Origin of the sequence: uncultured Aquabacterium sp., from assembly GCF_947366995.1 — a bacterium.
GTDB lineage: Bacteria > Pseudomonadota > Gammaproteobacteria > Burkholderiales > Burkholderiaceae_C > Aquabacterium.
On sequence record NZ_CANBCC010000093.1, the window covers coordinates 1 to 13,420 of the forward strand.

Genomic DNA, 13,420 nt, shown 5'->3' on the forward strand with positions numbered 1-13,420 from the left:
CACCACCCAGAGCTTGAACACCACCAACCCGACCACGACCGACACGAGCGCGGCCTTCCAGCCAAGCCGCACCGTCTCACCGTAGGGGCGCTTCAGTTCACTGTAGCGCCCCCAGTAAAAGACCAGCAGACCACAGACGACCACGACGCACAGCGCGTACACCCACCGGGCATCCAACCAACCGCCCTCCTCGGTGGGCAGGGCCCCACGCAGGGCCAGCAGCGCCATGAAGACGATGAAAGGAACAATGCGGGGCCAGGCCGCAGGGGTCAGCAGGTTGCCCATGGGTCAGTGATGGAGGTGAGGTCAGGGGGTGGGCTCGTCAAGCAACGCCTGAACACGCTGCTGCAAGGCCGCCGGTGTGACCTGCTCGGGCGGGATCGGTTCCCCGACGACCAGCCCCACGGGGTTGAACACCCCCCGACGCAGGGGGCGGGCCAGGGCCACGCCGTCGATGCGCGAAAAGCTCGATCCCCACAGGTTGTGCAGCGCCGCCGGGATCACGGGCACCGGGTTGGTCTCAAGAATCTTCATGATGCCGGCCTTGAAGGGCTGCAACTTGCCGTCGCGCGTGATGGCCCCCTCGGGGAAGAGGCACAGCAACTCGCCTTCGTTCAGCACCGCCCGGGCGCGCTCGAAGGCCGCTTCGTACGCCGCCGGGTCTTCCTTCTGAGGCGCAATGGGAATAGCCTTGACCAGGCGGAAGAACCAGCCGATGCCGGGCGTGCGGAAGATGCGGTGGTCCATGATGAACACCATGGGCCGCGGGCTCAGCACACCGAGGATCACCGCGTCGACAAAGCTCACGTGGTTGCACACCAGGATGGCCGCGCCGTCCGTCGGCAGGTGATGCTCACCCCGCACCCGCAGTCGGTACACGATGCGGGCCACGAACAGCATCACCAGGCGCACGATGTACTCGGGCATCAACCAGAACACATAGCCCACGACCAGCACGTTGAGCACGGCGGTCGCACCGAACACTTCGGGGATGCTGAAGCCCGCAGACAGCATGGCACCAGCGGCCAGGCTGCTGACGATCATGAACAGGGCGTTGAGGATGTTGTTGGCGGCGATGATGCGTGCCCGGTGACTGGGCTGGGACCGCAGCTGGATCAGCGCGTACATCGGCACGCTGTAGAGGCCGGCGCTGAAGGCCAGCAAGGCCAGGTCGGCCATCACACGTCCGTGCCCGGGCTGTGCCACGAACGCCGATGCGTTGAACAAGGGGGCATCGGCCTGATGCGACAGCCCGCTGGCCGCCAGATACAGGTCGAACGCAAACACGGTCATGCCAACCGCCCCAATGGGCACCAGGCCGATCTCGACGTGCCGGTGCGAGAACCGCTCGCACAAGAGCGAACCGACCGCGATCCCCACCGAGAACACGACCAGCATCAGCGAGGCCACCTGCTCGTCCCCGTGCAGCACATCGCGCGCGAATGACGGAAACTGCGCGAGGAACACGGCACCGAAGAACCACATCCACGAAATGCCCAGCAGAGAACGGAACACGCTGGGGTAGGTCGCGGCCAGCTTGAGGTTGCGCCACGTTTCGGACACCGGGTTCCAGTTGATCTGGAGTCCCGGGTCGGACGAGGGGGATGCCGGGATGCCCCGCGCTGTCAGCCAACCCAGCAGGGCCACCCCAAAGCATGCAGCCGCCACCCAGTGCCGCCCGGTTTCGGGGATGCCCATGAGCAGGCCGCCACCCACGTTGCCCAGCAGGATGGCGACGAAGGTGCCCATCTCGACCAGGCCATTGCCCCCGGTGAGTTCATGCTCGCGCAGGTGCTGCGGCAGGTAGGCGTACTTCACCGGGCCGAACAGGGTCGAATGCAGCCCCATCAGGAACACGCAAGCCAACAGCAGCGGCACCCACGTGAACCAGAAGCCCAGGCCCGCGAGCACCATGATGCCCACCTCCATGAGCTTGACGCTCCGCATGATGAAGGCCTTGTCATGCTTGTCGGCCCACTGCCCGGCGGTGGCCGACAGCAGCACGAAGGGCAGGATGAACAGTGCCCCGATGACCAGGCCGGCCATCTTCGCGTCCAGCCAACTGACCTGCAGCTGGTAGGTCACCAGCACGGTGAACGCAAACTTGAACAGGTTGTCGTTGGCCGCCCCGAGGAACTGCGTGAAGAAGAACGGGGCAAATCGGCGCTGGCCCAGCAGGCTGAACTGGCCGCCGTGGGAAGACGGGTCACTCACAGGGAAAACCTCCTTGGTCCGGACCTCGTGGCGAGCCCGGTACTGCGCCGATTGGACATCAAAAAGGCGCGCAGCAGCCGAGGCTCACTTCTTGAGCCGGGACAGCACCGCCTCCGTGTCCTCGCCCAGCAGCGGGCCACGCCGCTGGATGGCCCCGGGCGTGCGCGACAGCTTGGGCACGATGCCTGGCACCTCCACCCTCAGGCCGTCGTGCGTGGTCACCGGCACGATCATCTCGCGCGCACGGTAGTGCGGGTCTTCGGCGATGTCCTGCGCGGTGTAGATCCGTCCCACCGGGACGCTGGCCGCGTTCAGCACGTCCAGTACCTGGGACACGGCCCGCGCGCCTGTCCAGGCGCCAATGGCCGCGTCGATCTCCGCCACGCGCTTGACGCGCCCCGGGTTGCTCGCCAGCTCGGGGTCGGTGGCCAGCTCGTCTCGGCCGATGGCGATCATCAGCCGCTTGAAGATCGAGTCGCCGTTGCCGCCGATCACCACCATGCCGTCGGCACAGGGGTAGGCGTTGCTGGGCGCGATCCCCGGCAGGGCCGAACCCGCCGGCTGCCGCACGGCACCGAAGGCACTGTACTCGGGCAACAGGCTTTCCATGCAGTTGAACACCGCCTCGTACAGCGCCACGTCGATCACCTGCCCACGGCCCTTGGGCGCCTCGGGCGTCACGCTGGCGTGTCGCGCCTGCAGCGCCAGCAGGATGCCGATCACACCGTGCAATGCCGCGAGCGTGTCGCCCAGGCTCACGCCGGCGCGCACGGGGATGCGGCCGGGCTCGGCGTTCAGGTAGCGCATGCCACCCATGGCCTCGCCCACGACGGCGAAACCGGGGCGATCCTTGTAGGGCCCGGTCTGCCCGTAACCGCTGATGCGCAGCATGATCAGCCCTGGGTTGCGCGCGCTCAGTGCGTCGTAGCCCAACCCCCATTTCTCCATCGTGCCGGGCTTGAAGTTCTCGATGACGACGTCGGCCTCGTCAATCAGCCGCGCCACGGCCTCCCGGCCCTCGAGCGTGCGCAGGTCCAGCACCACACTCTGCTTGTTGCGGCTCTGCACCTGCCACCACACGCTGGTGCCGTTGTGCAGCATGCGCCACTGACGCAGCGGGTCGCCGCCTGCAGTGCCCTCGGCGGGCGGGGGTTCGACCTTGATCACCTCGGCACCGAAATCGGCCAGCGTCTTGCCGGCAAACGGCCCGGCAATCAGCTGGCCGAGTTCGATGACACGCAGGCCGGCCAGGGCCTGCGGCGAGGGCGGGGCAGAAAAAGGAAGCGGGCTCATATGAGCCCGCATTCTCGGTCAGATCGGCCGCCCCGCGGGCGCCGCTCGGCCTCAGCGTTTCGCCGGGGGCGTGGCGGGCACCGGTGCTGCCCCCGGTGCCGGATCGGTCACGAAGCCGATCTTGCTCAGACCGGCGCGCGACGCATCGGCCAGGGTCTCGGCCACGGCACGGTAAGGCACGGCCTGGTCGGCACGCAGGTGGATCTCGGGCTGCGGCTGCTTCTCGGCCTCGACCGTGAAGCGCGCGGCAGCCTCTTCGCGGCTCAGCGCCGTGCCATTCCAGTAGCGCACGCCATCGGCGTCGATCGACAGGTCAACCTTCTCGGCCTTGGCCGACATCACGGTGGCGCTGGCCTTCGGCAGCTCCAGCTTGACCGAGTGGCTCAGCAGCGGGGCCGTCACGATGAAGATCACCAGCAGCACCAACATCACGTCGATCAGCGGCACCATGTTGATCTCGGCGAGCGGCGCACCGCCCTTCTTGCCGTCAAAACTGGCGAAAGCCATGGTTCAGTCCCTTCAGGCTTGCGACTTCATCGGCACGATGGCGGCAGGGGCACGGCCCGGCTCGGCATCGGTCGAGTTCTTCAGCGTCTGGCCGGTCGACAGGAAAGCGAACAGCTCGAAGGCGAACGCGTCCAGACGGGCGCCCCACACACGGTTGCTGCGGGTCAGCCAGTTGTAGGCCATCACGGCAGGGATCGCCACCGCCAGGCCCACGCCCGTCATGATCAGCGCCTCGCCCACCGGGCCGGCCACCTTGTCCAGCGTGCCCGCACCCGTCTGGCCGATGGCCAGCAGCGCGTGGTACACGCCCCACACCGTGCCGAACAGGCCGACGAACGGCGCGGTGGCGCCGATGGTTGCCAGCACAGTGAGGCCGCTTTCCATGCGCATGGTTTCCTCATCCAGCACCTTCTTGATGGTGCGGGTAAGGAACTCCTGGGCCGAGCCGGCTTCCTCCAGCTTGGCAGCGCCATAGCGGGCATGGTGCGCCTGGGCATGCATGGCGTGCGAAGTGAGATGCGAGAACGGCTCGCTCACGCCGTGCGTGCTGATCTCGTGCTGCACGGCTTCCAGCGAGGTTGCGTTCCAGAAGAAGTTCAGGAAGGCCTGGCTGCGTTTCTGGCGCAGATACAGACCCACCCCCTTGGTGACGATCAGGGCCCAGGAGGCCAGCGACATCAGTACCAGGATGACGAACAGGCCCTGCCCCACCACGTCCGTCTGGGCAATGAAGTGGCTGAAACCCATGTTCACCGGCGCGGCGGCCGGTGCGGTGGTGACCGCCGTGGTGGCGGCCGGGGCGGCAGACGCAGCGGCAGTCGCTGCAACGGTAGTGTCGGTCATGTCAGTCTTCCAGATTGAACGTCAGGGGCGCCAGCACCCACACGGTACGGGCCACGCCCTCCTCGAGGTGCGGCTGAAAACGGGCGGCGCGCATCGCGCTCACCGCGGCCTGATCCAGGCGCGGGTACCCCGATGATTTGGCGATCTCGATGTCGCGCGGGCGACCGGTCTCATCGACCAGCACCTTCAAGCGCACGACGCCCTGCTCTCCCAGCTCGCGTGAGGCACGCGGGTAGGCCAGCGGCGGCTCCACCAGATAGCGCACGGCCGACGAAGGCAGCACCTTCGGTGCGGCCGGTGCACGGGGTGGCTCGGCTGCGGGAGCCTGGGGCGCAGCCACCGGAGCCGGTGCCGGCGCGGCGGCCGGGGCCACCGGCGTGGGCTGGGGCTTCGCCTCGGTCACGGGTGGCGCCACCATGTCGTTGGGCGCAGCGGCCTGCCGGCTGGTCAGCAGAGGCGGGGTGGGCGTGGGCTGCATCGGCCGCGCCACCGGTGTCGGCGGCCGCGGTTGCGGCGGCGTTGGCGCCTCCACCTTGGCTGGCGCCGGGGGCGTCACCACGGTATCGGGCGCCTCGCTCACCAGCGAAACCGTGATGGGCTGCGGCTCCGGCTCGGACGGCACGTCGCGCGAAAACGCGACGATCAGAGCGGCCAGTGCCGCGTGGGTCAGGACCACGCCGACCGTCAGCGCGTGCCGTTGCAGCGGGCTGAGCTCACTGGGTGCGCTGGACAGGACGCCCCACGAGGGTACGGCGATCGAATTCATGGCGTCATCGTAGCACGCCTGATGCAATTGCGAATCAATCTCATTTGATTTGCGCCCGTTTCGCCACATGTCGATACACCTGCCCCTCGTCAGAGGGCCCTGACGGCCGGCGCCGTCGTGGGATGATCCGATTGGAACGCAGCCAGGGGCACCCGGGCGGCTTTCACGCGCATTCAAACAGGGACACCATGCATTTTGACGTCTTGACGGCCCCGCTAGAGGGCCCTTCGGCGTGTGGCGAGGACTTGTCGTTCTCCCCCGAATTCGACCAGATCGCCGAGATGCGGCGCGAAGACGACCCGACCCTGGACCAGGGTGAATGGGTGACCTCGCTGAAGGTGGCCGACTGGCCTGGCGTCAGCCGACTCTGTCAGGCACTACTGGCCGAGCGCAGCAAGGATCTGCGCCTGGTGATGTGGCTGACCGAAGCCGAGGCGATGTTGCGCGGCTACGCGGGCCTGCGCGATGGCCTGACGCTGTGTGCCGCCCTGTGCCGTGATCAGTGGGATGCGCTGCACCCCCTGCCCGACCAGGGCGACATGGAGGAGCGCATCGGCAACCTCGGCTGGCTGCTTCAGAAGGTGCAGTCCTTTGCCGACAGCCGGCCCGTGACCCGCCCACGGCATGGCGCACCGCACAGCCTGCGTGACCTGGCGGCAGCCCGCCAGAGCAACAACGCACCCAGCGAGCCTGAAAACGCGGCAGACCGAATCACGGTCGATGGGTTCATGCGCGCCTTGCGCGACACCCCCCGCGACCACCTGCGCGCCCAGGTCGAGGCCCTGCGAGACAGCCAGGCTGCCCTGCGCGTCCTCCAGGACGTGATCGACAGCCAACTCGGCCAGGACGGTCCGAGCTTTGTCACGGCCCGGGAAGCGCTGAGCAATGCGCTGCATGATCTGGAGCGCCTGGCGCGCGAGGTGGGCGCACTGGACGGCCACGCCGAGGCAGACCACCTGCAGGACAGCCCCCCCGGAGAGCCCTCCACCGAGGCCCCGGCCTCAGCCGTCGCCCGGGGCCCGGTGGCCAACCGTGCGCAGGCGCTGCAACAGCTGCGCGAGGTGGCGAGCTTCTTCCGCCGCACCGAGCCCCACAGCCCGGTGGCCTACCTCGCTGACAAGGCGGTGAAGTGGGCCGAGATGCCCCTGCACGAATGGCTGCGCCACGTCGTCAAGGACCAGGGCGCCATGAGCCACCTCGAGGAACTCCTGGGACTCCATCCCGATCCTGAGCCCCCGCAGGGCCACTGAGCCCGCCATCCGTCCGCCTAAGCGGACGAGCCCGTTCAGGAGCCGACCCGGAACTCGATGCGCCGGTTGCGCGCGCGGCCGGCCTCGGTCGCGTTGCTCGCCACAGGTTGGTCGGGGCCCATGCCGGAGATGGCAATCCGGTCTGCGGGCAGCCCCTTGCCTGTCAGATAGGTCTTCACCGCCTGCGCACGCGCCAGCGACAGGCTGACATTGGCGGGGCGGGCACCGTCGGCATCGGTGTGTCCGATCACCTCGAAACGGCGGTCCTTCAGGCGCGCCATCACCGCGGCCATCTCGTCGAGCAGCGGCAGGCTGGCCGGACGCAGCACGGCACTGCCGGGCTCGAACTCGACAATGCGGTTGGCCAGTGCCTGGTCCACCAACGTCTGGTCCTGCACGGCCACCCGGAGCCCATTGCGCACCGTGTAGGTCGGATTCAACGACTGCGCCATGTCGCTGGCCAGTTGCTGGCGCAGTGCTTCGTTCGGCACCTCGCCGCGGATCTCGACCGTCTGCCCTTGAATGGCCAGCTGCCCGTGCGAGACCTGCTTCAGCGCGGGCGAGAGCAGCTTGTGCACGTGGTCGCGCCACTGAGGTGGGGCCACCACCGGACCGAGGCTGAGCTGGTCGACCACCCGATCGGCACCGTAGAGCTCACGCAAGCGCCCGATGACGGCCGCCCGCGTGGCCTCGTCCGGCACGGTGCCCGACGCCACGACCGGGCCGGAACGCGCCGTACCACCCGACGGCAAGGCCGCCGCGGGGCTGGACGACGGGGTGGCGGGGGACGTCACCGGTGCGGGCTGTGCCCACGCGGTCGATCCGCAGACCAGCCCGAGGACCAGCGCCATGCCGGCCCGCATCATGGTCGTATCGCGCTGCAGGATGCTCACCATCTTCACGCTCCCAGAAACACTTCGTTGTAGACATCGAGCGCCTGCGCCAGCGAGAGCCCGGGGTCTCGCAGGTAGTTCGACAGCTTGCGCAGCCCGTAATCCCCCGCGACCTCCTCTTCGACCCAGTCGAGATCGCGCAGGAAGACGCCCTGCTCCGCCAGGCGGAGCGGATCGATCAGGCCATGCAGGGCGGCCGGCGATGCGCCATGGAAGCCCACCACCAGGTAGGGCAGGTCATCGACCGTCGCGGCAAACAGCCCGAGCTCGACCGCGTGGCGCGCAAAGAAGCCCAGCACCATGGCGAGCCACCAGCAGGCCACTGCGCCTCGGGCCGCCGGGTCCTGTGGCAGCGGCAGGCACAGCACCTTGTTGAGCCGGGATGCACCCTGCGCCATGGCCGGCTGCAGCAGCATGCCGAGCGCCAGCGTGGCCTGCCTGACGGAGAGGCGGTGTCCCGCCGCGGACAGCATCTGCTCCATCGACGCCACCGTGCGCGAGGCCAGGAAGTCCGACAGCACCGCATGCGCCTCCTCGGCATGGAGGTCGGCATCAACGGCCGCTTCCAGGCTGGCCTGCGCGTGCGCGAGGTCGGTCGCGGCGTGGGCCACGCGGGCCACCTGCTCGAGTCGGCTCCAGAGACGGGACAGCGCCAGCGGCGCCAGGGGCACCGTCAACCGCGGTGCCTCGACCGCCAGGGCACAGGCAGTGAGGAAGGGGAAACGCCGTCCGGAAGCGTCCTGGCTGGCCATCCAGTGCCCGGCCAGGCCCACGCGGCTGCCCGTGCCCAGCACGGCAAAGGTGAGTGGAGATGCACCGTCGTACAGCAACTTCCAGCGAGGGTCGGCCGACAGCCGTTCCATCGTCTGGCTCTGCCAGGCATCCAGGCGCTCGATGAGCGCGCCGTGCTGGGCGCTGCGTACGAAGTCCCCACGGCAAGGCACCTTGCCGAAGTAGAGCAGATGACCGGTGGCGTGCAGACTGGGATGGGCGCTCACGACATGGTCTCCGGCGAACGGGGAATGGCGGGCAGCAGCGCGGCCTGCGGTCCGGGCTTCGGGCTGGGCGTTGTCGGCGCGCCCGGGGCACCGGACGTGACCGGGGCAGCGTCCTCGGCGGCGCCAGCCACCAGGGCCGGCAGCGCGCCGGGACGGCCGGCCGCCGCCCCGCCCTGACCGACCGGGGCCGTCGGCGCCGCCGGTTCTGCCGGGGTCGCGTTCGACACGATGCGCAGGTGCACCGCCACCGAAGCCGTACCCTGCGTCCAGCGCAGTTCGAACACGTTGCCCTCCACCTTGCGGCGGGTGGCAGCGTTGATCATCTTTTCGAGGCCGTAGCGGCCGGCTTCGCTGAAGAACACCACCGTGCGGCCGCTGTAATCGACCCCTTGCACGCGCACGCCCGGCGTGCCGGGCCCAGGCCACACGAAGTGGGCCCAGCTGGCCGTGCCGTTGCGGTAGCGCATGACCTGACCGTCAACCTCGACGGTGTACTCGGTGAGCCCGGGCACGGCCTGCGGCAGCATCTGAAAGACGGTCTGCGCCTCGGCCGCGGCCCCCGCTGCGGCGCCACCCGGTGCAGCACCGCCGCCGGCCGTCTGGCCTGAGAGCGGCGCGACCCAGCCGGCCAGCCCGGCGGTGAACTCGGGGCGCAGGCGCACGCCAAGCTCCGCCCAGGTCCGCGGCGTCAGTTGATCGCCCCGCTTGTGCACCAGCGTGCCCAGCGATTGCTCGACGAACTTCGCCACCGCGCCCTCGGCACCAAAGACCTTGGCCACCTCGGCCGGGCTGGCTTCCATCTGGGCCGACCGGTCGAACGGGTACTTGCTCGCCAGCGAGCGCTGGTAGGGCTCGTACACCTGCGCCATCCACACGCGGTTCAGTTCGGCCTCCGCCGGACGGACCAGCACCGCAAACGCCTGCATCAGCGGACGCACCAGCAAGGGCCGCAGCGCCGCACGCTGCGAATCGGCCATGCCGGTGAGCATCTGCTCGTCCACCAGCTTGAGTGCATCGGCCAGCTCGCCCTGCCCGTCCAGCGTCTGCTGCATCAGTTGGCGCGCCAGCGGACCAGGATCGCCCTGGGTCTTCATCTGGTTGAAGCGCGAGCGCAGCCTGGACAGCGATGCCAGGTACTGCTGCATCATTGGCGTGCCGCCATCGCGCGCCGTCATGATGCGGGCCACGGCGCCGAACTCGCGGCCCACCGGGCCCATCGGGATCTCGCCAGCCTGACCGGCCTGCACATTGACATTGACCTGCACCGGCGTGCGCGACATGCCCAGCACAGTCTGCTTGAACCAGTCGATGAAGCCCGCGCGGGCCTTGGCCAGCTGCTCATTGGCCACCGTGGGGTTGTCCCATGCAGTCTGCTCGTGCAGGGTGCGAAACAGCGTGCCGACCGGCGAATTGGCAGGGTCACCCAGCCGGTTCATGTGCAGCACGGCCTGCTCGAATCCACCGAAGTCCTGGACATTGATGCCCTGCATGAACTTCTGCCACTCGCGCACGTACTCGGTCTTGTAGAGCTGCGTGAGGGCCTTCTGCACCTGCTCAGGGCTGCCTTCCAGCGTGAGGTCATCGGAGGCGGCGGTCTTCAGCACCCAGTCGGTGGACTGCAGTTCGCCGTGGGCGGCGTCCTTGATGGCGTCGCGCACCAGGCCTTCCCAGGCCTCGCGGGTGAAGGCGCCCGAGACCGCGTGGCTGCCGGCCACGATCGCGCGGTCGCCCTCGCCCACGAAGCGGGCCACGGTGACCGGGGCATATCGGATCGCGGCCCGGGCCTTGATCTCTGCGTACACCCGCTCGCGCGCGGGCATGCCCTTGATGACGCGCCGCAGGTTGTCGCGCGTCTGGTCCAGCAGCGTGAGGTTGAGTTCCTGCTGCGGGAAGGCCGGGTTCGCCATCTGGACGACGGCAAAGGACATCAGGCGCTCGGCACGGGCCACCAGCTGCTCACGCGGCATGGCGCCGCGGTTGGCATCCAGCCAACCTCGCCAGAAGCGGGTGAGCTGGTCGCTCATGTGACCGGGCTCCAGGCGGCTGCGGTCACCCAGCATCAGGTAGGCCTTCAGCGCGTTGTAGGCCTCGGACACGTCCGCGCTGGAGGCGCGGGCATACGGTGAGGCCGCGTCGGGCGCAGCCGGCGTGGCGGCCACCGTGATGACGCCGGGCTCGTTGACACGCTGCAGCGGCTTGAGCGACGCAGCGTTCGCATTGACCTCACTGAGGTAGGCGGCCATCGCATCGGCCGAAGGCTTGAGCATCACCGCCTGCAGGCCCGAGAAATACTCTTCCTGCAGGCGTCGCTCGATGGCCTCTCCCTGATAGAGCCCCAGCCCGATCGACCAGGGGCGCGTGCCGCGGTAGCGCTGCATCTGCTCGAGGCGGTCCTGCAGGATCTCGAGGGCTTCCAGCCGGGAAGCGAGGTCGGTGCGGCGCTCCTGCACGCGCTGCGCCTTGGCCATGTCGGCCTGCACATGGGCCACGAGTTGCCGGTTGCCCATCCAGGACCAGGTCCAGCCCCCCAGCAGCACGCCGAGCAGCGCCATGCCGCCGAAGAAAGTGGCATATCGCAGACGCAGCTTGCGCCGGCTGGTGTACTGCTGAACCAGTTGCCGGTCGGCAAAGATCACGCGCGAGAAGAGCTCCTTCAGGAAGAAGCCGCTCTGTGAGTAGACCGCAGCCGACGTGCCCGGTTGCAGCTGCAGTCCGAACTGGGCCGCCACCCGTTCGCTGGCGCGGCTGGTGGACTGCCCTTCCTGGACCGCGCTGGTGAAGTAGAAACCGCGAAAGATGGGGCGGAACTGGTAGGGGTTCTCTTCGAACAGCGTGTTGATGAAGGTGCGCAGCGTAGGTTTCAGTGCCGCGAACTCCAGCGGGAAGGTCAGCACGCCCGGCGGCAACTGCTCGCCACGGTGCAGCGACATCCGCGCCACCGACGCCGCCTTCAGCCCTTCGTACAACTCGTCGAAATGCCGATCGAACAGGGCCACGGCATCGCCCCGCGTGCCGGTGTCGTATGCCAGCGTGGCGCCCCACACCTTGTCACGCTCGGCGCGGTCACGGTCTTCGAAGAACTCGACAAAGCCAGCGATCAGGTCGGCCTTGGTGAACACGACGTACACCGGTGCAAAGACCTCGAGGCGCTCGGTGAGTTCCTGCACGCGCTGGCGCAACTTGATCGCCAGGTCGATGGCGAACTCGGGCTTCTGCCCGGCCAGTTCGGCCACGCTGACCGCGATGATCACGCCGTTGAGCGGCGCCATGGGCCGATGCTTCTTGAGCAGCGACAGAAAGCCGAGCCACTCGCTGCGGTCTTCCTCGTGCACCGAGTAGCGGCCGGCCGTGTCGAGCAGGATGCCTTCGGTGGTGAAGTACCAGTCGCAATGGCGAGTGCCACCGATGCCCTGGATGACCTGCTCGGTGTTGTCGGCAAACGGGAACTTGAGGCCGGACTTGACCACCGCCGAGCTCTTGCCGGCGGCCGGGTTGCCGATCACGGCGTACCAGGGCAGCTCGTACAGCGCGGCCGAGCCGGACGTTTCGCCGAGCTTGGACGACTTGATGAGGCGCACCGCCTCGGCCATGCGCTCGCGCACCGCGGCCACCTCGTCCCGCTGGTCCGGTCGCGCCTGGCGCACGGCCTGGTCCGCCTCGGCGCCCATGGCCTGCTCAAGGGCCTGGGCGGCCTGACGCGCCCGCCAGCGGCGCACGCCCCACGCGGTCAGCCAGGCCAGCCCGAGCAGGCCGAGCACCACCGCGCTCCACACCAGCCCGACGCGCATGGCATCCGCGCCGAGCAGCAGCAAGCCGGCCAGGGCCGCCACGCCGATCACACTGAGGACACGGGGGTTCAGAAGGAAAGTCCAGATTCGTTGCATGCGGTGTCCGTCTCAGGCTGTGGCGGGCGCGGATGGGGAAGGTGCTTCGGCGTTGACGTCGGACGCCACGGGGGGCGGCGCGAGGCGCAGCGGCACGACGACCCGTTCATGGCTGTCCTGCATCAGCACCGCGTAGGTGGTTGCATCAGGGGAAGTCTGCTGACGCAGAGCCGCGTGGGCCAGGGCGAGGGTGGCCACCCCGCGTGCCGCGCCCAGATCGCCACACACCTCGCCCAGACGAACCACGCCCGTGACGGCATCCACCGTGGGCAGCGCGTCTTGAACGGACTCGAAGAGCTCGGCGGCCCGGCTGCCGCGGTGATCGGCGTCGGCCACCACGACGGGCGGCGTGTCGGCTCGGGCCGGGTTGCGGGCAGCTGCGGCTTCCAGCAAGGCTTGCAGCGTGGCGGTGCTCGCCCGGCCCACGGCATCGGCCGACTTGTCACGCCGGGCAAGCAGCGGGCTGCCCAACTGAACCGGCGTCAGGTCCAGCGAGCCGCACACGGGCCACATGGGGCTGGCGAGCAGCAGACCAGCAGCTCCTTCGCCGGGGATGCGCCCCTGCTGATGCTGGGCGGTGAACAGCTCGCCGCGGGACTGCAGGCTGTCCACTTCGTCGGCGTCGATGGCGCTGTCGACGGCGAGCAGGAGCAACAACTCGGGTGCCGGATCACGGTGCCAGCGCGCGAGGGTCTGATCGACCTCGTGCCACACCGCATCCACGGACTCCGGCGGGGTGGTCTGCCAGCGCAGTGCCCGCGCGTGGGTGGCC

At 68.8% G+C, this 13,420-nt stretch carries 9 protein-coding genes and 2 pseudogenes; 1 reads left to right on the forward strand and 10 read right to left on the reverse strand.

Annotated elements, in window-relative coordinates:
* The 6 genes and pseudogenes from Q0Z44_RS17105 to Q0Z44_RS17130 form a co-directional block, all read right to left on the reverse strand.
* A pseudogene (locus Q0Z44_RS17105) lies at nucleotides 1-285 on the reverse strand (CPBP family intramembrane glutamate endopeptidase); the annotation flags it as partial.
* Nucleotides 286-306: 21 nt separating this feature from the next.
* On the reverse strand, nucleotides 307-2,214 hold the full coding sequence (locus tag Q0Z44_RS17110) for an MFS transporter (RefSeq protein ID WP_298015016.1): 1,908 nt from the start codon (nucleotides 2,212-2,214) through the stop codon (nucleotides 307-309).
* Nucleotides 2,215-2,298: 84 nt separating this feature from the next.
* Nucleotides 2,299-3,507 carry a CoA transferase gene (locus tag Q0Z44_RS17115; RefSeq protein WP_298015018.1) on the reverse strand — a complete coding sequence of 403 codons (1,209 nt, stop codon included), beginning with the start codon at nucleotides 3,505-3,507 and terminating at the stop codon, nucleotides 2,299-2,301.
* Between the two features lie 51 nt (nucleotides 3,508-3,558).
* Complete coding sequence (locus Q0Z44_RS17120; RefSeq protein WP_298015020.1) at nucleotides 3,559-4,014, reverse strand: biopolymer transporter ExbD; 456 nt, start codon at nucleotides 4,012-4,014, stop codon at nucleotides 3,559-3,561.
* A gap of 12 nt (nucleotides 4,015-4,026) precedes the next feature.
* On the reverse strand, nucleotides 4,027-4,857 hold the full coding sequence (locus Q0Z44_RS17125) for a MotA/TolQ/ExbB proton channel family protein (protein WP_298015022.1): 831 nt from the start codon (nucleotides 4,855-4,857) through the stop codon (nucleotides 4,027-4,029).
* A 1-nt stretch (nucleotide 4,858) separates the two neighbouring features.
* Nucleotides 4,859-5,623, reverse strand: a complete 765-nt coding sequence (locus Q0Z44_RS17130; RefSeq protein WP_298015024.1) for an energy transducer TonB — start codon at nucleotides 5,621-5,623, stop codon at nucleotides 4,859-4,861.
* A gap of 188 nt (nucleotides 5,624-5,811) precedes the next feature.
* Here Q0Z44_RS17130 and tssA point away from each other — a divergent pair, with 188 nt between their 5' ends.
* Entirely contained in the window at nucleotides 5,812-6,873 is a 1,062-nt protein-coding gene (tssA, locus tag Q0Z44_RS17135) for a type VI secretion system protein TssA (protein ID WP_298015026.1), read from the forward strand.
* A gap of 35 nt (nucleotides 6,874-6,908) precedes the next feature.
* Here tssA and Q0Z44_RS17140 read toward each other — a convergent pair whose 3' ends face one another.
* The 4 genes and pseudogenes from Q0Z44_RS17140 to Q0Z44_RS17155 form a co-directional block, all read right to left on the reverse strand.
* Nucleotides 6,909-7,769 (reverse strand): OmpA family protein, encoded by an 861-nt coding sequence (locus Q0Z44_RS17140; RefSeq protein ID WP_298015028.1) that lies wholly within the window; start codon nucleotides 7,767-7,769, stop codon nucleotides 6,909-6,911.
* Between the two features lie 2 nt (nucleotides 7,770-7,771).
* A complete protein-coding gene (gene tagF, locus Q0Z44_RS17145; RefSeq protein ID WP_298015030.1) occupies nucleotides 7,772-8,764 on the reverse strand; it encodes a type VI secretion system-associated protein TagF in 993 nt (330 codons plus the stop codon).
* Nucleotides 8,761-12,648: a type VI secretion system membrane subunit TssM gene (gene tssM, locus Q0Z44_RS17150; RefSeq protein WP_298015033.1), complete on the reverse strand. Its 3,888-nt coding sequence runs from the start codon at nucleotides 12,646-12,648 to the stop codon at nucleotides 8,761-8,763. The genes tagF and tssM overlap by 4 nt, the downstream gene beginning before the upstream one ends.
* Before the next feature lie 12 nt (nucleotides 12,649-12,660).
* A pseudogene (locus Q0Z44_RS17155) lies at nucleotides 12,661-13,420 on the reverse strand (hypothetical protein); the annotation flags it as partial.

Bases quoted from the DNA above. Each gene is read 5' to 3' on its own strand.
- tssA (WP_298015026.1), top strand. From the start codon at position 5,812: ATGCATTTTGACGTCTTGACGGCCCCGCTAGAGGGCCCTTCGGCGTGT.
- Q0Z44_RS17120 (WP_298015020.1), bottom strand. From the start codon at position 4,014: ATGGCTTTCGCCAGTTTTGACGGCAAGAAGGGCGGTGCGCCGCTCGCC.
- Q0Z44_RS17140 (WP_298015028.1), bottom strand. From the start codon at position 7,769: ATGGTGAGCATCCTGCAGCGCGATACGACCATGATGCGGGCCGGCATG.
- Q0Z44_RS17115 (WP_298015018.1), bottom strand. From the start codon at position 3,507: ATGAGCCCGCTTCCTTTTTCTGCCCCGCCCTCGCCGCAGGCCCTGGCC.
- tssM (WP_298015033.1), bottom strand. From the start codon at position 12,648: ATGCAACGAATCTGGACTTTCCTTCTGAACCCCCGTGTCCTCAGTGTG.
- Q0Z44_RS17125 (WP_298015022.1), bottom strand. From the start codon at position 4,857: ATGACCGACACTACCGTTGCAGCGACTGCCGCTGCGTCTGCCGCCCCG.
- Q0Z44_RS17130 (WP_298015024.1), bottom strand. From the start codon at position 5,623: ATGAATTCGATCGCCGTACCCTCGTGGGGCGTCCTGTCCAGCGCACCC.